This window comes from Rhodococcus sp. NPDC058521, from assembly GCF_042719695.1.
GTDB lineage: Bacteria > Actinomycetota > Actinomycetes > Mycobacteriales > Mycobacteriaceae > Rhodococcus_F.
The window spans coordinates 153,872-175,350 of record NZ_JBHXNL010000004.1 but is presented as its reverse complement, the minus strand read 5'-3'; the positions used below and the strand labels follow the sequence as shown (position 1 = coordinate 175,350).

20 protein-coding genes and 2 pseudogenes are annotated in these 21,479 nt (G+C 62.8%); 15 read left to right on the top strand and 7 right to left on the bottom strand.

Annotation, left to right across the window (positions count from 1 at the left end; all coding sequences use genetic code 11):
- Positions 1–31: 31 nt before the first annotated feature.
- Both ACFWO3_RS08895 and ACFWO3_RS08890 read left to right on the top strand, forming a co-directional pair.
- A complete protein-coding gene (locus tag ACFWO3_RS08895; RefSeq protein WP_378576254.1) occupies positions 32–1,027 on the top strand; it encodes a ScbA/BarX family gamma-butyrolactone biosynthesis protein in 996 nt (331 codons plus the stop codon).
- Positions 1,024–1,689, top strand: coding sequence for an HAD family hydrolase (locus tag ACFWO3_RS08890; protein ID WP_378576251.1), 666 nt, complete (start codon positions 1,024–1,026; stop codon positions 1,687–1,689). Before ACFWO3_RS08895 ends, ACFWO3_RS08890 begins: the two co-directional genes overlap by 4 nt.
- An 8-nt stretch (positions 1,690–1,697) precedes the next feature.
- On the opposite strand, the gene ACFWO3_RS08885 is transcribed toward ACFWO3_RS08890, so the two are convergent.
- Positions 1,698–3,119, bottom strand: a complete 1,422-nt coding sequence (locus ACFWO3_RS08885) for an FAD-dependent monooxygenase (protein WP_378576249.1) — start codon at positions 3,117–3,119, stop codon at positions 1,698–1,700.
- Between the two features lie 149 nt (positions 3,120–3,268).
- Here ACFWO3_RS08885 and ACFWO3_RS08880 point away from each other — a divergent pair, with 149 nt between their 5' ends.
- Positions 3,269–4,615 carry an MFS transporter gene (locus ACFWO3_RS08880; RefSeq protein ID WP_378576246.1) on the top strand — a complete coding sequence of 449 codons (1,347 nt, stop codon included), beginning with the start codon at positions 3,269–3,271 and terminating at the stop codon, positions 4,613–4,615.
- Positions 4,612–5,823, top strand: a complete 1,212-nt coding sequence (locus ACFWO3_RS08875; protein WP_378576244.1) for a cytochrome P450 — start codon at positions 4,612–4,614, stop codon at positions 5,821–5,823. Before ACFWO3_RS08880 ends, ACFWO3_RS08875 begins: the two co-directional genes overlap by 4 nt.
- On the opposite strand, the gene ACFWO3_RS08870 is transcribed toward ACFWO3_RS08875, so the two are convergent.
- Positions 5,813–6,157: an ArsR/SmtB family transcription factor gene (locus ACFWO3_RS08870; protein WP_378576241.1), complete on the bottom strand. Its 345-nt coding sequence runs from the start codon at positions 6,155–6,157 to the stop codon at positions 5,813–5,815. The genes ACFWO3_RS08875 and ACFWO3_RS08870 overlap by 11 nt on opposite strands.
- 121 nt (positions 6,158–6,278) lie before the next feature.
- Here ACFWO3_RS08870 and ACFWO3_RS08865 point away from each other — a divergent pair, with 121 nt between their 5' ends.
- The 5 genes and pseudogenes from ACFWO3_RS08865 (at position 6,279) to ACFWO3_RS08845 (ending at position 8,653) form a co-directional block, all read left to right on the top strand.
- Complete coding sequence (locus ACFWO3_RS08865) at positions 6,279–6,935, top strand: pyridoxamine 5'-phosphate oxidase family protein (protein WP_378576239.1); 657 nt, start codon at positions 6,279–6,281, stop codon at positions 6,933–6,935.
- A gap of 35 nt (positions 6,936–6,970) precedes the next feature.
- Positions 6,971–7,483 (top strand): GNAT family N-acetyltransferase, encoded by a 513-nt coding sequence (locus tag ACFWO3_RS08860; protein ID WP_378576236.1) that lies wholly within the window; start codon positions 6,971–6,973, stop codon positions 7,481–7,483.
- A 7-nt stretch (positions 7,484–7,490) separates the two neighbouring features.
- Complete coding sequence (locus tag ACFWO3_RS08855) at positions 7,491–7,922, top strand: PPOX class F420-dependent oxidoreductase (protein WP_378576233.1); 432 nt, start codon at positions 7,491–7,493, stop codon at positions 7,920–7,922.
- Positions 7,923–8,027: 105 nt separating this feature from the next.
- A pseudogene (locus ACFWO3_RS08850) lies at positions 8,028–8,435 on the top strand (alkaline phosphatase PhoX); the annotation flags it as partial.
- A 38-nt stretch (positions 8,436–8,473) separates the two neighbouring features.
- The gene (locus tag ACFWO3_RS08845) at positions 8,474–8,653 is read left to right on the top strand and encodes a hypothetical protein (protein WP_378576231.1); all 180 of its coding nucleotides are present in this window, start codon (positions 8,474–8,476) and stop codon (positions 8,651–8,653) included.
- Here the strand turns inward: ACFWO3_RS08845 and helR are convergent.
- Positions 8,640–10,778, bottom strand: a complete 2,139-nt coding sequence (gene helR / locus ACFWO3_RS08840; RefSeq protein WP_378576228.1) for an RNA polymerase recycling motor ATPase HelR — start codon at positions 10,776–10,778, stop codon at positions 8,640–8,642. The genes ACFWO3_RS08845 and helR overlap by 14 nt on opposite strands.
- 158 nt (positions 10,779–10,936) lie before the next feature.
- On the opposite strand from helR, the gene ACFWO3_RS08835 reads away from it, so the two are divergent.
- Positions 10,937–11,410, top strand: a complete 474-nt coding sequence (locus ACFWO3_RS08835) for a flavodoxin family protein (RefSeq protein ID WP_378576226.1) — start codon at positions 10,937–10,939, stop codon at positions 11,408–11,410.
- A gap of 623 nt (positions 11,411–12,033) precedes the next feature.
- Here ACFWO3_RS08835 and ACFWO3_RS08830 read toward each other — a convergent pair.
- On the bottom strand, positions 12,034–13,161 hold the full coding sequence (locus ACFWO3_RS08830; protein WP_378576224.1) for a lipid II:glycine glycyltransferase FemX: 1,128 nt from the start codon (positions 13,159–13,161) through the stop codon (positions 12,034–12,036).
- A 635-nt stretch (positions 13,162–13,796) separates the two neighbouring features.
- Between ACFWO3_RS08830 and ACFWO3_RS08825 the strand changes: the two genes are divergently transcribed.
- The gene (locus ACFWO3_RS08825; RefSeq protein ID WP_378576222.1) at positions 13,797–14,201 is read left to right on the top strand and encodes a helix-turn-helix domain-containing protein; all 405 of its coding nucleotides are present in this window, start codon (positions 13,797–13,799) and stop codon (positions 14,199–14,201) included.
- Here ACFWO3_RS08825 and ACFWO3_RS08820 read toward each other — a convergent pair.
- Entirely contained in the window at positions 14,195–14,701 is a 507-nt protein-coding gene (locus ACFWO3_RS08820; RefSeq protein WP_378576219.1) for a dihydrofolate reductase family protein, read from the bottom strand. The two genes, ACFWO3_RS08825 and ACFWO3_RS08820, sit on opposite strands and share 7 nt — an antisense overlap.
- 487 nt (positions 14,702–15,188) lie before the next feature.
- Here ACFWO3_RS08820 and ACFWO3_RS08815 point away from each other — a divergent pair.
- The 4 genes and pseudogenes from ACFWO3_RS08815 (at position 15,189) to ACFWO3_RS08800 (ending at position 19,496) form a co-directional block, all read left to right on the top strand.
- Positions 15,189–15,490: pseudogene (locus tag ACFWO3_RS08815) on the top strand (phosphomethylpyrimidine synthase ThiC).
- Between the two features lie 468 nt (positions 15,491–15,958).
- Positions 15,959–16,612, top strand: coding sequence for an endonuclease (locus ACFWO3_RS08810; RefSeq protein WP_378576217.1), 654 nt, complete (start codon positions 15,959–15,961; stop codon positions 16,610–16,612).
- A gap of 84 nt (positions 16,613–16,696) precedes the next feature.
- Positions 16,697–18,130, top strand: coding sequence for an NAD-dependent succinate-semialdehyde dehydrogenase (locus ACFWO3_RS08805; protein ID WP_378576214.1), 1,434 nt, complete (start codon positions 16,697–16,699; stop codon positions 18,128–18,130).
- A gap of 157 nt (positions 18,131–18,287) precedes the next feature.
- Positions 18,288–19,496, top strand: a complete 1,209-nt coding sequence (locus ACFWO3_RS08800) for a TerC family protein (RefSeq protein ID WP_378576211.1) — start codon at positions 18,288–18,290, stop codon at positions 19,494–19,496.
- On the opposite strand, the gene ACFWO3_RS08795 is transcribed toward ACFWO3_RS08800, so the two are convergent.
- Entirely contained in the window at positions 19,484–20,104 is a 621-nt protein-coding gene (locus ACFWO3_RS08795; RefSeq protein WP_378576209.1) for a hypothetical protein, read from the bottom strand. The two genes, ACFWO3_RS08800 and ACFWO3_RS08795, sit on opposite strands and share 13 nt — an antisense overlap.
- An 85-nt stretch (positions 20,105–20,189) precedes the next feature.
- Positions 20,190–21,413 (bottom strand): lipase family protein, encoded by a 1,224-nt coding sequence (locus ACFWO3_RS08790; RefSeq protein WP_378576206.1) that lies wholly within the window; start codon positions 21,411–21,413, stop codon positions 20,190–20,192.
- Positions 21,414–21,479 lie beyond the last annotated feature (66 nt).

Sequence of the window (21,479 nt, the reverse complement as noted above, 5' to 3'; positions counted from 1 at the left end):
CCACACCGCAAACCCACAGGAAGGATCGACCATGACCGTGACTGCGCAACCATTGACCTTCGACCGCAATATTCCCCGGGGCATCGTTCATCGGGAATCTATCGCCGAGGTGTTTCTCACCGATGCCCAGGAGACGGCGGACGGCGCAATTTTCGCCGCCCAGTTGCCGCGCAATCACTCGTATTTCAGTGACCACCGGGGGACTTCGACGACCTACGACCCGTTGCTTCTGATCGAGGTGTTCCGACAGGTGGCGATCTATTACGCACACGCCTTCGTCGGAGTCGCTCGAGCTGAGAAGTTCGTCTTCGGATCTGCCGACTTCACCATTGCCGATCCGGACACCCTGCGGATCGGCAATTGCCCGGGACACTGCGTCATCGAGGCGCGAGTGGTCGAGGAGAAGCGTCGGGGCGAGCAGGTCGTCGGTCTGTCGCTGGAGATGGTTGCGCAGATCGAGGGCCGCGAAGCCGCACGTGAGGTGATGGTCTATCAATGGATGCCGGCCCCGGTGTGGAACCGGATTCGGCTCCGGGGGCGCGAATCGTTGGGATTGCCTGCACAGCACACCATTCCGGATCCGTTGCCCGTGGCGCGGATGCGGCCGGTGTCTGTCGGTCGACACAACCCGCGCAATGCCATTCTTGCCAACCCGTTGCTGGTGGGCGATCAACTCACCGCGCTGACGATCATCGACACCAACCATCCGTCCCTGTTCGACCATGCCCTCGACCACGTTCCAGGCATGTTGCAATTCGAAGCGGCCAGGCAGGCTGCGATGGCGGCGGCCAACGCAATTCTCGGGTTGGACACCAGCCGAATGGTGATGCACCGCCTCGGGATCGAGTTCACCAACTTCGGCGAGTTCGAACGCGACACGGTGGCCACTGCGACAGCGGTTCCGATTCCCGACGCCGAGGGCGGCGCGCGAGCTCGGGTGAGCCTGACTCAAGGGGACGTAGTGATGGCGACCGGTCAGGTGGAGCTGCGCTTTCGCCCGGCAGACGTCTGGACCATGGTCCAGTGACCGCCGCACGCGCAGGCGAACCCTTCGTCTGGTTCGACTTCGGCGGAGTGCTTTCGCCTCCGTTGGAGGATCTGTTCCAACGATACGAGGTGGTCACCGGAATTCCCGTGGACCTGTTCAAGTACGCCATCGCGGAAGTGGGCTCGGAGTACGGGCTACCGCCGCTGGCTCCGATCGAACTGGGTCTGCTCGACGAACGGGAATGGGTGCGAAAACTGCATGCCGCCATCCGTGTCAAGGAACCTGCTCTGGATCTGTCACGCAGCGAGGCGGACTTCGGGCGGCAGTGGTTCGCCGGGCATCGGGTGAACGAAGCGGTGCGTGATTTCGCTGTCGAATTGGCCGAGAGCGGGACCCGCGTCGGGATCCTCAGCAACAATGTCGTCGAGTGGGAGCCGTACTGGCGCAGCATGATCGACCTGGACGACGTGCTCGTCGGAATGATCGACTCGTGCAAGGTGGGCTTCCGCAAGCCCGACGCGCAGATTTTCGACATTGCGGCCGCCAGTGTGGGAGTGGCGCCCGAACAGTGCATCCTGATCGACGATCTCGCCGAGAACTGTGCTGCCGCACGGACCTCCGGCTGGGAGGCCGTACAGTTCCACGACGCCCAGCAATCGATCTCCGAAGTGCGCCGAATACTCGAGCAATGGCGGCCCTGAACTTCACCTCACAGGGTCGCCGCCAGGTATCCGTCGGGCCGGATCAGGGCACATGTCCAGGTCTGGTCCGGCGATACCTTGCCGGTCACGAGCACCGCGTCGGCCGGCGCATCGGGCATCGGTGTGTGCTCGTCGGGCCGGATGGCCACGAACCGCCCTTCTTGCAGCAGTTCGGCGAGCGTACGCACCCGCCCCTCTGCGTCGGTGACCACGAAATCGTGTTGGAAACCGGTCTGGAACTGCCCACTGATCAGCTGCCCGACGGCGTCGTGGACCACCGGCACGGCAAGCATCGCCACTACGGCATCACGAAGCTCCGGGGTCCGCGGATTCATCATCCGAGACTGGAGCACCGTGTTGCCGACGACAGCAGATGCGACCGCCACCCGCTCCCGCGAGTAGTTGTCGAGAACCCTCGGGTCTTCACGTCCGGTGACTACCCGAGCAAGCCGCCATCCGAGCGCAAAGGCATCCTGCATTCCCGTGTTGAGACCCTGTCCACCCAAGGGATAATGGCTGTGGGCAGCGTCCCCTGCCAGGAGCAGCCGCCTGTCCCGCAGCCGGGTGCGAAACCGGCCGTGGTCGCTGAAACGAGTGAGATGATCGACGTCGCTCAGCGCGGGCGGTTCTCCGAGTACGTATCCGAGACGCTCTCGATACTCGGACTCGGTCGGGTCGTTTCGCTCGACGAGGGGCGCGCTGAAATCCATGGCGATGATGCGTGCCTGCCCGTAGGGATTCGGGTTGTGCATGGTCCATCCGGTGGGTGTGGGATTCCAGCCCTGCGGAATGTCGGTCGGCGTGTCCGAAACTGCAAGGCCTGCCAGAGCGTTCATGGTCGCGGGGTAGGTACGGGCCGGGAAGTCGCCGACCCGTGCGACGAGGCTGCGAGCGCCGTCGGCGCCGACGACATAGTCGGCGCGTATGCGCAGGGCACGGTCGTTGGCGATGTCCCACACGTCCGCCGTTACGCACTCGTCGTCGTGTTGGAGCGTTACGGCGCTGTGGCCGCGCATTACCTGCGCACCGAGCGCTCGTGCGCGATCCTCGAATGCCGCCTCGAGTCGCGCTTGCGGGATACCTGCGATCGGGCCGGGTTCGACGCTCGGTGCCGTGATCGCCAGCACCGGCTGAGCCGCGAACTGGAATGGTGCACGGCGTGTTCCGTCGGGGTCGTCGAGTATCGCGTCGGGCGTCACGGATGGGACGTAGCCTCGGCGCGCCAGCAACGAGAGCGAGCGGGCATGCACAGTACCGGCACGCGGGCGCAAATCCAGCTCGGTTCGAGTTTCGATCACGATGACGCGAACTTCCTGCAACGCCAGTTCTGCGGCCACCAGCATTCCGACCGGACCGCCACCTACCACCAGAACATCGGTCTCCACAACGGATTCGGGTGTGGTCCGACGGGTCCGAGACACCATCGTCATCGCATTCTCCTGGGGTCGAGTGTTGTATTCAGCCGTGTCACGAACAGTTGTACTACCTGAATAGTAGCTACTACTGTCATAGTAGCTAGAGGGCGGACAGCCACCGCACACATTCACAACCAACTCGCCCACCATTCGAGGGGTAATCAATGTCGACAGAAATCGCCGGAACCGAGCCGACCACCGAACCCGAACAACCGAGCGGACCACCGAGTGCCGCCACTCTTCCCGTCGTACTTGCCGCACAATTCGTCACTCCGATGGCCATCGCGGGCACTGCGATCGCCCTACCTCTCGTCTCCCGAGACCTCGGATCCAATCCCACCGCGTTGCAATGGGTTGTCAACGGATTCAACATCGCCTTTGCCCTGACGACACTCGTGTGGGGAGCGGTGAGCGACCGCATCGGTCATCGACGAACGTTCGGTATCGGGACCGGGTTGGTCGTCGCGGGCAGCATCGGCAGCGTTGTCGCTCCGAACCTGCTCACACTCGACATCGCTCGCGTGATCGCCGGTGTGGGTGCGGCCGCGATCCTCACCGGCGCCACCGCACTGTTGTCCAACGCGTACGAAGGATCGCGACGAACCAAGGCATTTGCACTGTTCGGTACCGTCAACGGATTGGGTCTCGCACTCGGCCCAACGATCTCCGGAATCCTGATCTCGTTGATCGACTGGCGCGGAGTCTTCGTCGTACACGCGGTGATACTCGCGGCAGCCGGCATCGGAACACGTCTCCTGCCGACCGCACAGCCTTCCACCGGAGATCGCGGGCCGATCTTGGATCTCGGTCTGTTGCGAAACCGCGAGTTCCTGGCAATGTGCCTCGTGCCGGTCGCCGGCTCGATCGGATTCGTGACACTCCTGACCTACCTGCCTTCCGCCCTCAGTGGGATCACCGACCTGTCCGCCGGGACGTCCGGGCTGCTCATGTTGGCAATGACCATCCCCGTTTTCGTCGCGCCAGTTGCCATCGGAACCTTGGTCACTCGATTCCCGGCGTTGACCATCGGCAAGGTGATCTATCTGAGTCTCGCGGCGCTGATTCTCGGCAACGCCGGGATACTCGCACTCTCGGACGATCGTTCGGTGCTCGCGATCATCGTGCCGATGATCCTGCTCGGACTCGGCTTCGGTCTGCCCATCGGTCTCGTCGACGGCCACGCCCTGTCGGTGGTGCCGGCCGAACGCGGTGGCACCGCGGCAGGACTTCTGAACTTTTTCCGAATCGGAAGCGAAGCGGTGTTCGTCGCCGGATACGCCGTCGTTCTGTCCACGGCCGTAGGTGCACAACTTGCCGGACAGGCAGCCCGCGACACCGCTGCCGGACAGTACGGGCACCCGGACGTCTACCAGTCCGCGTTCACGACGACCGTCGGTGTGCTCATCGCTCTTCTCGTCGTTCTCACCATCGCCATCGTCGCGGTCCGTACAGGATCCCGACGCACCACCGACCGCGAAATCGGTTCCGAACCCGAAGGAGTCACGTCGTGACCCACGCACTCGATACCGTCCGAGTAGATCTGGACGAGATCGCACACATCACGCCGCCGAGCATGATCGAGCCATTGCGGAAGCGTTCCCGCGGCGGACTGGCTCAGGTGAAGTTGCCCAGCGGGCACACCGCAGTGCATCTGAGCACCTACCGCAACGTGCACGCAGTGCTCACCGACGTCAGCTTCGTCCGCGCAGAGACGAATGTGGACGACGGCCCCACGTTTCTCCCGACGATCATGCCGACAGAGATGTTGCTCAATCTCGACCATCCCGACCACGGTCGACTGAAGGGCTTCGTCGCCTCCGCCTACAGTGCCGCCACCATGACCCACCGGGTGCCTGCGGTCCACAAAGTTCTCGACGGCGCGGTCGCCACCTTGAGAGAGCAGAAATCACGGGGAAGTGCGGACCTCGTGGGCGCACTGCTGGACCCGGTGACAATCGGTGTCAACGTGGACTATCTGGGCATTCCGACGTCCGACATCGCCCACTTTCGCCACCTGTCTCGGGAGATGCAGCTGGCCCATGACACCGACGTTGACCAGCTTCTGTCCGACTTCTGGACGCTGTATCACTACATCGAAGATCTGGTCGCTCGCCGACGAGAACTCCGTCCGGGACTTGTCCTCGATCTCCTCGACGCGCGGGATTCGGTGACACCGCCGGTTACCGACGCCGAGTACGCTGCCATTCTGCTCGGCTCCCTGGTCGGGGGAGACCAGAACGTACTTTCGGTGATCACCAAGATCGCGTATGTCGCGCTCGCTCGCCCCCAGCTTTGGGAATACCTCGTCGGCAACCCGGAATCCATACCGTCCGCAGTCGAGGAGTTCCTCAGAGTCCTACCGTTGGGCCGTATCTCGACTTTCCCTCGGGTCACTACCCGCGAGATCACCTTGTCCGGCGGTGTGCTGCATCCGGGCGACATCGTGTATGCGGACGCCCACTCCGCGAACCGGGACCCTTCCGAGTACCCCGACCCGGGAGTGATCGATCTCTCTCGCACCGGAAAGCGCCACCTGCAATTCGGATACGGCATGCATCACTGCATGGGCGCGGCCATGGCCCGGATGGAGATCGTGGAGGTGCTCCGGCGGCTGGTCACCGAGTTTCCGTCTCTCGAGCTTGCCGTTCCTGACGGCGAGGTCCCTTGGGAGACAGGTGTACTCGTTCACCGACCGGTGTCAATACCGGTTACCTGGTAGCAGGCTCGGCCGGGTGACCGGTTCGGTCCGCGGCGAGAATTGCGTCCAGTAGGCCGGGGAACGCCTGCTCCATATCGCCGCGCCGAAGTTTCGTCATCCGGCCGTTTCCGACGTCGCGTTGCCAGATCAAACCCGCCTTGCGCAGTACCCGGAAATGATGGGTCCGCGTCGAGGGTGCCCAGGGCATGCCGAACACGCTGCAGAACTGTTCGGTGCCCTGTGGCTCGTAGTACAGCTGCGCTACGACTTTGCGGCGATTGGTGTCCGCGAGAGCAGCCAGCACGGAGGAGAGATCGTATTCCTCGACATCGGGATGTCCATCGGCGTCGGCCAAGGCCCGCTCCTTCCGTTGTGGCAGTCTTCATCACTGCCGTAGCTATGACTTCGATCGTACCTACGGCCCGTGGACGCGGGACAGTTCGACCGATGGGCCGGCGAGTGGCACCCTCGATCGAGTGAACAATCACTATCACCACTTGGTGTTCGGCGCAGCCAGCGCCGCACGTCAGCAGCGCGACGGTGGGTGGACTGCATACGGCCGCCACACCGAACGGCCGGATGACGGCGCCGAACCTCTCGATACCCGTGAGAAGGCGATCATCCGAGGGATCGATCAGTTCCACATCGCGAGCACCACCGAATCCGGGTGGCCGTACATCCAGTATCGGAGTGGACCGAAAGGTTTCCTGCAGGTGCTCGACGACCAAACCCTCGGCTTCGCGGACTTCAAGGGAAACAGTCAGTACGTGACCGCGTCGAATCTGGACAACGACGATCGTGTGGCGTTGTTCATTGCCGACTACCCCAACCGGCAACGCATCAAGCTGTTCGGTCGTGCCCGCACGGTAGAGGCGGCGGACGACCCCGACCTCTTGAATCGCCTTCGGAAGATCGGCTCGATCGAGGTGGCAGCCAGGTGTGAACGGAGCGTGATCATCGCCGTCGAGGCGTTCGACTGGAACTGCACCCGCAGCATCATTCCGCGCTTCGACAAGCAGTACCTCGCGGATCTCTCTGCCGTGTATCAGCGCAAGGCCGAGGAGCGTGAGAAGGTTATACTCGCCGAGATCGCCGATCTGAAAGCGCAATTGGCGCGGCAATCGGAATCGTGAACAGAAACGGCCGAACGCGGGAAGGGGAGTCGCGAATGACTTCGATGCGGGATACCGGGATCGCCCTGGCCGACGGCGAGCAGCGCGACGCGGCGGAGCTGTTGGTGCTGCAGCGATGCTGTTGGGTCTCCGAAGCAATCGCGAACCGAACTCTCGACATCCCCGCACTGCACGAAGACCTGGCCGCCGTACGCGCCTGGATCGACAATTCCCTGGTGATCACGGCGCGCGCCGACGGCCGACTCGTCGGAGCAGTTCGAGGCACCCGGAACGAAAATGTTTGGGAGATCGGGCGATTGATGGTTGCCCCGGACATGTCCGGCCGGGGCCTCGGTCGTCGACTTCTCGAAACCATCGAGGATCGAGCACCGGGGGAGTGCACCACGTTCTCGCTGTTCACCGGCGCCGACAGCGATCGCAATCTGCGGATGTACGACCACGCCGGTTACCGCAGGGTGGCCGAACAGCCGTCGGCGGTGCCGCACATTCGTGGCGCAGTCACCCTCGTGAAGGCTCGCCGGGAATCGCAACGCCAACCGGACGGTTGAGGAGGACATGGCCAACGAAGACTTCGACCCCCGTGCACTCATCGCCGACAGCTCACTCGGCATCCTCGCAACGATCAAATCGAACGGACTGCCCCAGCTGTCGCCGGTCACCTCGGTGTACGACCGCGAAACCGACACGATTCTCGTGTCCATGACCGAGGGGCGCGCCAAGACGGCGAACCTGCGGAGGGACCCGAGGGCAGCTGTCGAGTACACCAGCGCCGATGGTTTCTCCTGGGCAACCGCCGAAGGATCGGTGACACTGACCGGCCCCGGAATCGATCCGAACGGCCACGAAGCGGATGCCCTGGTCGAGTACTACCGACTCGGCGCCGGCGAACATCCGGACTGGGACGAATACCGCTCCGTCATGGTGGAGGACCGACGAGTTCTCATGACGCTCACGGTCGAACACGTGTACGGCGCCAAGATCCGATAGGGGCTTACCGGCCCGTTCACCGCGCTGTCACGACAACCAGCCCTCCCGGACACATCGTCTCCATAACGTTCGCGCATCCGATTCACACAGCCTGGAGGGGCACACGTGACCGCTTCACCCCTCGATCGCCGCAAGTTCTTGGGCCGTACCGCTCTGACCGGACTCGGTGTTGCGCTGGCCGGAAGGGTCGACGCGTTGGCCCGGCCGGCGTTCGCGGCAGCTGCACCAGGTTCTGCCGGTGGTTACGGTCCCTTGATTCCGGTCCCTGCCCGACTGTTGTCCCTCCCTGCCGGATTCAGTTACACCGCGGTGTCCACGTCCGGTTGAACCCGCCTGTCGGACGGCGCGCAGGTACCCGGTGATCCTGATGCGAACGGTGTTTTCGCGGCAGCTGACGGCAGCACGATCGTCACCAATCATGAAGTGGGCAGTGACGAACCCTTCGGCGTCCCGCCGATCGAAGGCCTGACCTACGATGACGGTGCACGAAGCGGAACCACCACGACCGCCGTCGAGCAGCAGCTGGCGCCCGCCGCACCGCGCCCATCTCGATGACTGCCGAGATCACCCTCCTCGACCATCCTGAAGGCACCGATTACACCGCCGTCGTGCGTCATGCCGATCCCAAGGCCCGCGCTCTGCACGAAGAACTCGGCTTCTTCGACGGATGGGGCGCCGTCACCGCGGCGCTCGCAGCTCTCGCAGAATCAGAAGTCGTCACTCACTCCTGAGGATCACAAGGCGCTGTGTCGCTCTGGTCATCGCGACATAGCGATCCACCGCACCTTCGATTCCGGAGCCGAATGCTTCCGGGTCGACGAGAACGACGAGGTCGAACTCCAATCCCTTGCACAACTCGGGTGTAAGCGATCGCACGCGCTGTGTGCTCGCGAATTTCGGATCACCGATGACACAGGCGATCCCATCGTGATTCTCGGCCAGCCAGGATTCGACGATCGGGTTCAGCTCTACAGTCGATCCCCGGTGGACGGGCACGCCGCTACTCCGAATCGACGACGGCACATTGGCATCCGGCAACGCAGCTCGAATGACGGGCTCGGCCTCGATCATGACCTCCTCTGGGGTCCGGTAGTTGATGGTCAAAGACGCTGTATCGACGTGGTCGAGGCCGACACGTGCCAATCGTGCCTCCCAGGACTCGGAGAATCCGTGTCGTGCCTGTGCGCGGTCACCGACGATGGTGAAACCCTTCGACGGGCACCGCTGCAGGAGCATCTGCCACTGAGCGTCGGAGAGTTCCTGTGCTTCGTCCACCACGATATGAGCGAACGGGCCGGCCAGCAGATCCGGCTTCACCTCCGGTGATGCGGTGTGGTCGACGAGCGCGTCACGAAGGTCGTCACCGCGAAGCATCGACATCACAGCCATTTCCGAATCGTCGGTGGCAATGAGGTCGTCCACGACTCTGGTCATTCGCTCACGATCGGCGGCGGCTGCGGTGGCGGTGGCACGCCGTCGCAGCGACGCTTCCGGATCGCCGAGCCGATGGCGGGCGGCATCCAGCAGTGGGAGGTCCGACGTGGTCCATGCGTGGTCGTTCGGGCGCTGCAACGTGCGGACGTCGTCCGCACTCAACCACGGGGCTGACATGCGTAGATACGCCGGGACGGACCACAGATCTCCTACGAGATCTGCCGCCTCGATCAGCGTCCACGAATTGTCCAGGACCGCCCGTAGGTCGTCGTTGCGGTTCAGGGAGGCGCGGATCTGTACGTCCGACTCGCTCCCGTCGTACTTGTCGACCAGAATTGCGACCAGCGCATCCCATACCTGCTCGCGCGCTTCGTTGTGCGGCGTGCCCGGCTCGGCTGCGCGGAACGCCTCCGCCCAGTCGTCGGCACTCAACCAGATGTCCGACCAGTCGGTCGCAATCGTCATTCCCTCGGTAGGCGGTTGTTCGTAGAATCGGACGGCAGCCTCGATCGCACGGGACCACTCCGCCGACGACTTCAGTCGCGCCACCTCCGAGTCCGACTCGATTTCAGCGGTCGCCCCTTCCGCAACAAGATCGCCCAGCGTGCACAGATGCACGGTCTCCTCACCGAGGTTGGGCAGTACGTCCGCAACGTACGCGAGGTACGGCTCGTGTGGGCCGACGAACAACACCCCGTGCCGCAGTCTGGGATCGGAGTAGATCAGATAGGCAGCTCGGTGCAGCGCGACCACCGTCTTGCCCGTGCCTGGCCCACCGTCCACGACGAGCGCGCCCTTGGAACCGGCACGAACAATCGCATCCTGATCCGAGGCGATGGTTCCCAACACGTCACGCATCATCGGTGAGCGATTGGCTCCGAGGCTCGCGATGAAGGCCGACCGATCGTCGAGTGCGGCGCTCGAGATCGCTTCGTCGGGGGAGAAGACCTCGTCCCAGTAGTCGCTGACACGGCCGCGTGCCCACCGATAGCGCCGCCGGCTCGCCAACCCGATCGGGTTGGCGTGGGTTGCGCCGAAGAACGGTTCGGCCATGGGGGATCGCCAGTCGACGAGTAGTTGTTCACCCACGCTGTCCATGAGGCCGAGCCGACCGATGTACACGGCCTCGGATGTGTTGGCATCGACCATGCGGCCGAGGCACAGATCCAGGCCGAAGCGACGCAGAGCGCGCAGTTCCGCGCCGAGTCGATGGACGAGCATGTCCCGTTCCAAGGCTTCCTGCCCCAACTGGCCCGGGGCCCTGCGGGCGTCGTCGATACGGTTCGTCAGGTCGGTGATGGACCTTTCCAGGCTCACTGAAATGGCAGCAAAGTGGCGCTCGTCCGCATCGATGAGATCGGGGTCGGCTTTGGCGGCGAGATGTTCGGGAAGGTCGAAGGCACTGACGTTCGGAGAGCTCACGAGTCCTCGCGTTTTCTTGTCTGGTCCGGCTTGGACCAGCCATTCTGCGCGCCTCCCCGGGCCTTGCGGCAAGCCCCGGGGTGCGCTATATATTGAATGTGGAAGGGAGTGGTGACACTCCCTTTTTGTGTGCCCAAGTTTCTTCGAGAAGAGGTGGCATGAAGTCGATCATCGTGTGCAAGTCCGTATCTCACGGCAACACCAGGAAGGTGGCAGAGACCATCGGTGAGGTTCTGGATGCGCGGGTGGTCGATCCTGCCGACATCGAACCGGAAGAGCTTTCGGAGTACCGCTTGGTCGGGTTCGGATCGGGCGTGCGACACATGAACTACTACCCGGAGCTACGTGAGTTCGTCCAGGGACTCCCGAAGGATCAGCGGGCCAAGGCGTTCGTCTTCAACACCAGCGGTTTCCCGCAGCCGCCGTTCATCCCGTATCGCGACAAGTTCGTGCGGCTGGTCGAAGACAGAGGATTCGACGTCGTCGACACATTCACGTGCTTCGGATACGACACCTACTTGCCACTGAGGGTTGTCGGTGGGGTCCGCAAGGGTCATCCGAACTCAGCGGACCTCGACACGGCACGAGCGTTCGCCCGGCAGCTGCGCAACCGCGTCGAAGCTGCCGACTGACCTTCGAACGGCACTGCGTCTACCAGACAAGATTTTCACCTTCGGCGCGTACTCGACCGAAGAAACGTTTCGTGATGTCGGGGCCATCGTGGTTGTAGCCGTCCATGATCTCGGCCAGATTCGCTGCGAGCGCTTGCAGGGCGGAGGGAGACGGTCTTCACCCCGTAATCGAATCGCCAGCCCCAGTCGTGTGGAACCGCTCCGATCGTGATGACGATTTCGCATTCGTGACGCGCATCGACCTCGTAGGTGATCCCGGACGGCGCGTCACCCACTGGATCGACGACCGCCAGTTCACCCAAGCCGACTCCAGCGCAGAACGCCTGCCGTGCGAGAAGAATGTCCTCGCGAATCATGTCGGCGATGCGGGTAAGACCCGCATGCCGACCAGCGCATGCATGTTTGACGCCGTATGTTCGTCCCGAGTCGACAGACCCGCGCGTCTTTTCGACCAGCCTGTCCAGCTATGCGTTGGGCTGCCGCCCGTTCGCCTGCACCCGTACGAGGGTGTGCGATGACAGTGCGAAGACGGGAGATCTTCAGTGCTGGGTTACCTACCACCTACGAGGACTATCGCACAGCGGATTTCCGTCAACAGATTGCGCGATGCGCTACCTCGACAGTCAACGGCGCAGCCAGACATAATCCGGGTTCGGCCGCACCTGTCGACCCCGCAGTCGATTGAGCAGTGGTGACTCGTCGGCACGCTGGGCGCGGATCTCGAGTTGCCGGATCAGCCAGGCTCGCCTGGGATTGACCGCAATCTGGTACGCGCCCAGGTAGTCCGTGATCTCTTCACTGAACGCGGTCTTGAACTGGCCGACACCGTGACGTGGGTGCGAGAAGTCGCCGATGGTTGCCGACGAGGGCGTCCCATCCAAATCGTAACGCTCACAACCTTGCTCGCGCGCCCAACGCATGATGTGCCATTGCAGCGCGTATGCCGCCCGGCTGCCTCCCAACCCACAGAGGCTGGGGTCTCCCGGCCGCTGGCGGACCGAGCCCGCACCCAGGTAGAGAGCGGTTGTGCCGAACGTTGCGACGAACGCACCGACGACGACCTCACCATCGTGTCGTGCCAGAAACAACTGACCTTGACCCGACGCCTCGTAACGCTGAAAGACGGCAGTGGAGATGGCGAGGGTGGGAATCTTGAACCGCCCGCCACTGGTCGCATCGAGCATCTCGTACAGGATGCGGCAGTTTTCCTCCGTGGCGGGAACGCGATCCACGGTCACGCCCTCGCGCGTCGCCCGTCGAATCGATTTCCGTGCACGCTTCTTGAATCGGGACAGCACGTCCTGCTCGGAACCCTTCAGGTCCACGACGACCGTGCTGTCGTCGAGCCAGGTCGGCACCCGGACGAGCCCATGCCGTTGGAGAAGTCTCTCGTGGTCCGCGCTCGCCTTCAACTGAGTACGGAATCGCACGGCGACGATGCCGTAGTTCTCGGCGAATGCTGCTATTGCGCGAGCGGAGCGAACCAACTCGCGAACGTCGTCCACCGGAGGGCCGAACAGTACCCACAGTGGCCCTGCCAGTGGCACATCCACGCGGAACGCGGTGACAGCGTGCCCTCCGACCATCAGGTGAACCGGCGTGCCCCCCTGCATGGCCATTCCATCGATGTTGGCGGTACAGCGGTAGACGTTGCCCTCGTCGGGACTCTGCAATAGCAGTTCGTCCCACCGCGCGATTTCGTCGGCGGTCGCGAAGCGAACATGGGCCGCTCGCGTCCTCGACGCGGGCATTGCACCACCGTGCGGTCTCGCATCTCGGTCGAGTGCATGGGGGAGTCCGTGCATCGAACGACTTGCGTCGCTGAACAAACCAACATCCGCCATGGCACTACCCTTGTCTTCCTGGTGAATCGCCCCCGGCGAATTCGGTGAGTTACGCACCTACTATATTTCGCCGTGTTCAGATCGTTACATTCGGGCCTGAATCACGACTGAGGTGAAATTTGTGCCGGCCAGGACGATCTCGGAGACCGGTGCTCCACCCCGAATGCTGCGGTCGTTGATGACCTTCACGGCGGACTCGGGGGAGCCATGGACCAGACCAGTGATTCGTGCGCCAAGTACCGTGAGTGCATGGGTCTGCTGTTCGACATGCGAATGTCGGACTCTCCATGGATATCCTCGGTCTGGACGTGCCGAAGTGAGCAGGTCACGACGATGACGGCTCTGGCGAGTGAGACTTGGGGCCTAGTCTTCTGGGAGGAAGAGGGGCCCCTCGAGCAGCTGTCGTCGGGCCCGAGAGCCGCACCGCAACCGCGCCTGTGCCGTGGGAGGCATCCTTCGTCGGTGTTCAGTTCACCGTGGGAACGTCGCTCCGGATGGCGGACATGGCCACCCTTGTCGACGGCGGGATTACCTTGCCCGACGTGAGTTCCCAGAGCTTCTGGCTCGACGGCCGACGATGGCAGACGCCCGATGCCGACGATGTCGAGATACTCGTGGATCATCTCGTTCGGCATGGCGTGCTCGCCCGCGACCCAGTGGTGACCGAAATGCTCGATGGCAATCGGTCCCCACTGAGCGTTCGTACGGTAGAACGCCGGTTCCGTGCCGCGACGGGCATGAGTCGCGGCACAGTTCGACAGATCGAGCGGGCGAGGAGCGCGGCCGGCATGATCACCGCCGGCGTGCCCGTCAGCGACGTCGTGACGGGACTGGATTACTACGATGAACCACACCTCGCGCGGGCGTTGCGTCGATTCGTCGGACAGTCCGCTCAGCAGCCTCGCACGGGCGCGGACGGTGTGATCGCGCTCGATCCCGTTCAGTAAACGACATCGTAGACAAGCTTCGTCACCCCATTCGCGTAGCTGGCGGACTCGCGCAGGCGTAGCTGTCGTTTGTCGCGGTCGTCCCTGCAGAACAAGCCTTTACCCGCACCCAGAAGTACCGGGAACACCAGCAGGTTGTACCGGTCGACGAGATCGGCTTCCGAGAGTCGGCGAGCAAGCTCCGCGCTGCCGTGGATGAAGATGCCGCCGCCGTCACTCTGCTTCAGCTTGGCGATGTCATCGCTGGATCGAAGAATGGTGGTCGGGCCCCACCCATCGAACAGTGCATCATCGGTGAGGGTTGTCGACACGACGTACTTCGGCAAATCCTTGTAGGCGGCGTGATCTTCGGAGTCACGCCAGTACGGAGCGAACGCCTCGGGATCGAACTCGGTCCGAGCGACCCAACCACCACTTCGGTGGCCCGCCGCTTCGCCGCCCGGCGAGTCGACCACACCGTCAAGGGACATGAAACCCGTGTACACCAACTCGCGTGCCATATACAGATCCTTCCATCGATAGAAGACGGGCCATGAAGATCGCCGCGGTCGATTTCAGATTAGGTCCTGCATCGGCCGGTGTCTTGTACGAAAACGACAGCGGGTCTCCACTTACGCTGCGAATGTGATAGAAGCCTTGGGACCCTACGGGCCCTGGAAGGGGCTGGCACCGCCCGAGACCGTTGAATCTGATCCGGTTAACGCCGGCGTAGGAAGCGAAGACGGCTCATGGCTGTGCGCACCCCGAAAACTATTGTGTCCGAGCAATACCCGACCCATTCGATTACCCGGGTGGACGACCTCGACCACAGCAGGTCCGGGAAGCGTTCCCGAACAAGGCCGTTTGCCCCACCGGGGCGCCGTGGATCGAATCGCGTAAGGACACCGAGGTTCACCGGGCGCGGAGCGAACAATTCACCGACGCCGCGCGCCGGGGCGCGCCTTCCCAAAGGGGGAGGGTCGCAGGCCCGTACCGCAGGTCACACAGATGCACTACGCGCGCCGCGGGATCGTCACCCCTGAATTGCGATTCGTGGCATTACGGGAGCAATGCGACGCCGATCTGGTGCGTACCGAGGTTGCCGCCGGCAGGGCAATTTTCCCAGCGAACATCAATCACCCCGAATCCGAACCGATGATCATCGGCAAGGCTTTTCTGGTCGAGATCACCGCCAATTTCGGCAACTCCGCAGTCACGAGTTCGCGAAACTGCAATGGACGGCGAAATGGGGCGCCGATACCCTGATGAACCTGTCGACGGGCGACGACATCCACGCAACGCGCGAGTGAGAGGAGGGCCCGATTATCATTAGTTGACATAATGTCGATTATCGGCGTTATCGTTATCTGGGAATATTCCTGGAAGGGTCCGATTCGGCCCGCAGGTATACACACCAAAGATTGGCGCTCGCGAGCCTCCTTGGGCGGCTCGCAGTGCAATGCATCTTGTCCGCACACCGTCCAGCTTCGGCACGAGTCGCTCGCTTCACTCACCGACTCGACCGTGACGAAATGCGTCCACAGATCACCGGCCGACATGAGTCGAATAATATGCAGCAATCCGGATGAATCCGATCAGGTCGGCCCAGCCCACTCTCCCGTCATCCATTCCCTCGTCCTAATTACGTCACAGTGACGTAATTAGGACGAGGGAATCGTCCTGGAACTGCGGCAACGACAAGTTGCTTGATGGCACCGATTACCGAACGTACCGTGGCTGCCACGGACACCGACAGATTGCGTGCGATCGGAGGCGTCATGAACTCAGCGAAGCATCCGGCGATCGTCGGTGCGCTCCTGAAGCACGCACACGGCACGTATGCACAGGAAGCCGACGTAGGACTCGAGAACGAACCCGCACCCTTGTTTCGGCTGCTGGTATTCGGTCTGGTCTCCAGCACACCGATTTCCGCGAGCATCGCTGTCGCAACGGCCCGGGAACTGCGCAAGTCGGGCATGTCGAGTGCACCGACCGTTAAGCGTGCGAAGCGCTCCGACATCATCGAGGCGTTGGGGCGTGCACACTACGTGCGGTACGACGAAAGCACCGCAACTCGCCTACACGAGCTGGCAGATCGAGTCGACGACGTCTACGGCAACGATCTCCGACGATTGCCCAAACGCGCGCAATTCTCGGTTCCCGAAGTGAAACGTCTTCTCCAGGAATTCAACGGAATCGGTCCTACCGGCGCGGACATCTTCACCAGAGAAGTGCAAGCCGTATGGCCCTGGGCGCGGCCGTATTTCGACAACAGAGCAATCGAATCGGCGCGCGGCCTGGGACTACCCTCGGACCCGGACGAACTGGCCGGATATGTGCGTCCCGAAGACGTTGCCGAGCTGTCCGCCGCGCTCGTTCGCATCTCTCTGGACCACGAACTGCGCGCATCGGTCGAAGAAGAGTTTCGCTGAAGCGGCTCGGCTCGATTGACATAGCGGCCGGGTGGGTACACGGGCTGCGGTCAGCACAACTTCGCCACGATGAAGGAGGATCTCATGACCTCGACCAGCGCCCAGCCGATGAGCAGCACCGGAGTGGACTCGGAACCTTTCGAATCCATCAACCCTTACACTGGTGAGGCTTTGGCCGAGTTCCCCTACTTGGAGGTCGATCAGCTATCCGCTGTCGTGGATCTTGCGCACGATGCATTCGCCGACTGGCGGCAGGTGCCGGTGAACGAGCGGGCCCGCGCCGTATCGCGGGCAGCCGAGATACTTCACGAGCGGAAAAACGAGTTCGCCTCCCTCATCACTCGCGAGATGGGCAAGCTCATCTCCGACAGCGAGTTCGAGGTGGAACTCGCAGCGAGCATCCTCGAGTATTACGGCGAGAACGGCCCGGCCTTCCTGGAACCGTCCGACATGGATGTCGAAAGTGGAACAGCTCAGGTTGTCAACGAGCCCCTCGGGGTGTTGCTGGGTATCGAACCGTGGAACTTTCCGCTGTACCAAGTTGTGCGCTTCGCCGGCCCCAATCTGGTGGCGGGCAACACCATCCTTCTCAAGCACGCAAAGCTCTGTGCAGCAACAGCAGCACAACTGGAAACCGTCTTTCACGATGCGGGCATACCGGAAGGCGCGTACACCAACATCTTCCTGCGCACCAGCGACGTCGAGCGAGTGATCGAGCACCCGGCGGTCCAGGGCGTTGCTCTCACCGGCAGTGAGAAGGCAGGAGCGTCGGTCGCAGCCCTCGCAGGCAAGCACTTGAAGAAGTGCATCCTCGAACTCGGCGGCAGCGATCCGTTCGTGGTTCTGGATGATGCAGACGTCGGCAAGGCCGTGGATGCCGCCGTCACCGGACGTATGGGGAATACCGGGCAGAGTTGCGTGGCATCGAAGCGATTCATTGTGCCGGACAATCTCTTCGACGAGTTCGCCGCCCAGATGGGTGAACGATTGGGTGCGCTCGAACCAGGTGATCCCCTCGATCGAAACACCACCCTCGGCCCCCTCTCTTCCGAGCAGGCAGCAGAGGATCTCGTCGGCCAGGTAGATGACGCAGTGAAAAGGGGAGCCAATGTAATCACCGGCGGCGGGCGGCCACAGGAACGCGGACCGAACGGCAAGGGCGCGTTCGTCGATGCAACCGTGCTCACCGGCGTCACGCCGGACATGCGGGCTTACTCCGAAGAACTCTTCGGACCCGTTGCCGTTGTCTATCGCGTCGCAGACATCGACGAGGCGGTCTCGCTGGCCAACGCCACGGTCTACGGTCTCGGCGGAACCGTCTTCGGCTCGGACGAGACCCGGGCGCGGGAAGTCGCCGATCGGATCGACAGCGGCATGGTCTGGATCAATCAGCCGACAGGAACTCGTCCCGACCTTCCGTTCGGCGGTGTCAAGAATTCCGGCTTCGGTCGCGAGTTGTCTCACCTCGGGATCTTCGAGTTCGTGAACCGCAAACTCATCCGGTCGGTGTCCGCTTAGCAGCTCGGCCGAGTGGCGGCGTTCTCGCGGCGCATGCCATCGTGTCGCACTCGGTGATGCGACTGCGCTGTCGTCTAGGCTGATCGAACGATGTGTTCGACTGTCGACGCACCTCGTACCTGCCCGTCGCGTACCCGAGAGCGGAAAGCAGACGCCGATGAATGTTTCACCAGCTGCGTGGGGCGTGACGATCGCGGTGATCGTTGCGCTGTTGGCCTTCGACTACATATTTCACGTCCGTAAGGCGCACGTACCCACCCTCAAGGAAGCCGCCATCTGGTCGTCGATCTACATCAGCATCGCGGTGGTTTTCGGGCTGCTGGTTCTGTTGTTCGGCGGAGTGGACATGGGATCCGAGTACTTCGCCGGTTATGTCACCGAAAAGGCACTTTCGGTCGACAACCTGTTCGTGTTCCTGATCATCATCGCCAGCTTCAACGTGCCACGCGAGGATCAGCAGAAAGTCCTTCTGTTCGGCATCGTCTTCGCCCTGGCCGCTCGTACCGGATTCATCTTCATGGGCGCGGCGCTGATCAATACCTTCGCCTGGGTCTTCTACCTGTTCGGTCTCATATTGCTGATCACCGCGGGAAACATGCTGCGCCCGGAGACCGAGGACTCGCATTCGGCCGACAACTTCATCATCAGATTCGCGAAGAAGTTCCTGCACACGACCGACTACTTCGACGGTGACAAGCTGTTCACGGTGGCGAACGGCAAGCGCGCCATGACACCGATGCTCCTCGTCATGGTGGCGATCGGCGGAACAGACCTCCTGTTCGCCCTGGACTCCATTCCTGCAATCTTCGGCCTGACTCAGAACGTCTTCATCGTGTTCACCGCAACGGCGTTCTCGCTCATGGGTCTGCGGCAGCTGTACTTCTTGCTCGACGGACTGTTGGACCGACTCATCTACCTGTCGTTCGGCTTGGCCGCCATCCTCGGCTTCATCGGCGTGAAGCTGATTCTCCATGCATTGCACGAGAACAATCTGCCCTTCGTCAACAGCGGCGAACCCGTGCACGTGGTTGAAGTCAGTACGGCTCTGTCGCTGACCGTGATCATCGGAATCCTGGTGGTGACCGTGATCGCCTCGCTCGTCAGCCCTGCCGGCAAGGCGCAGTCGGCAATTGCCGGTGCACGCCGGCACGCCACCAACTACGTCGACCTCGACTACACGGCGGACACGACCGAGCGCGAACGCATCTACAGCGCGCTTCGGCGTGAGGAAGAGCAGATCAAAGCACTCGGGCCGAAATACCGTCAAAAGGCACGTGAGCAGGAAGAATTGATGGATCTAGTGAGGAAGGCTCACTCACAGCACGACTCGTACATGAACGGCGGAACTGCATCTCAACAGTCGTGATCGGCGTGCAGGGCCCGAAGTCTCGAGCGTAGCGACTTCGACAGGTACCTCTCCCCCCGTGTGGGCGACTGCCCGGGCCCACGTACCGACATCGAGTGTCCGACCAGGACGTATTCCGCCCCACTGGTCTGTCCGGCGGCCGGCGACCCTGCCAAGAACGCAATGGTTTCGCAGGCTTCCGCGTCCGTGACTTCCGGACCGAGGACCACCGAATTCACAGCTATTCCGGCGTCCGCAAGCTCGGCCGCAAGAGCCCCGGTCAGTGGGCAGAACTCCAGAGCGGCCGGAACCACATGTACTACGCGACCGCCACGCCCGCTGTCGGCCATGTGCCGGATCGCCGGTTGCAGGCACCGCAATAAATGGTCGATCTCGGACGAGATTTCCGCCGCTCCCCTGTTCACCTCCCCAGGACCGGCGCTCGAGCCCGGGTATCGCGGCAGGGTGATCAGCACGTCGAAGGTCACCAGAGTGGCGGCAATCGCGTGTACTTCTGCCGACCGCGCAGCTCGACGCACGTCCATCCCGGCCCGACCCAGTGCACTGACGGTGTCGTGGCACATCCCGGATTCGGGGCCCGTGACGATCGCGGTTTCCGAGCGGTACATGCAGATGGGAATACCCGTCGGCCCGAAATGCCAAACCGGCGGCCGAACAGGAGTGGGTTCGGCCGCCGGTTCGTAAGCTACGAGGTCAGCAGTTCGACGGTGCCGGCTCTCCGCGGAAACGCGCGTCGAGGTAATTCAGCGCATCGGGAAGTCCGAGCACTGCCGACGACAGGTGATCCGGGCTGGGGAACAATTCCTGTTGCACCGCGACACCAGCGTCGCAGTACCTGCGAATCGTGTTGTCGATCGAGTCGACCGGAATGAGAACGTCCGTGGGGCTGTGCCATTCGAAGATCGGAGCCTTGGGAACTCCGGGGTAGAGCTCGACACTGTTCTCGTCGAGAACCTCCCATGCCTGCTTGGACGTCATCATGTCGGTGGTCTTGGAGATCTGCTGGGCGCTCTTGCCGGCTCCGGCCGTAAGTAGGCCGTTGGTGCAGGCATTGGCAACCTTGTTTCGCAATTGCAGGCCCTCGTCGTTCAGCTGCTCGCTGATGGGAAGCCGATCGGGGTATTCACGTTCGAGTCCGATCGCAGCAGCCAACGCCAGTCCGAACGCGGGATGCGGCTGCAACCCGAGCCCGTTGGCCATCTTTCCGATGTTCATCGGAACACCGCCCTCTGCCACACCGACGATGTTCAGTTCGGGCGCATATTCCGGCGCCAGTGCAGCAGCCCATGCCGATGCCATACCGCCGCCCGAGTAGCCGGCCATGGCGACTGGGCTCTTCGCCAGAGCAAGCTCGGGGACCCGCTGAGCAGCACGGATACCGTCCAGTGTGATCACGCCACCCAGCTTCGCCGCTCCGTATGCGCTGTTCGGTCCCAGGTGGTCGGGAAGAGCGACCGTCCATCCTCGCTGCAGCGCCACGTTGAGAGCTGGAGCCTCCCTGATCACCAGGTCAGGGTCGGTCTCGTACAGGGTCCGCGACGGTGCGCAGCGCGGCCCGAGCGCGTTGATGATGTGCTGGTACGACAGCAGCGGGCCGTCCGCAGGCCGGTTGCGCGGAACGAGCACCGTCGTGGTGGCCGCGATGGGCTCGTTCTGGGAGTTGTTGGAACGGAACTTCACCTGCCATACGGCGGTGTCCGGGAACGCGGCGATCGGTGGCATCGGGCGCACCGCGATCGGTTCCCCCGGCTCGAGGTCTGCCGCGGCCGACGTCTGTGCGTAGAACGGATCGGAATCGGCAACCGGGTAGATCGGTGCTGCATTGGCGGCACCTCCTCCCCCCAGCGCCACCGAACCCGCGGCCAGCGCGGTGCACAGTGCGGCCATGGTGAACCGCCGGGATACAGAGCGAATCATTCGCCCCCCTCATTTCGAAGTCGATGTCCTGTCGAACCTTTAACATTGGTGCCCAAAGTTGGTGCA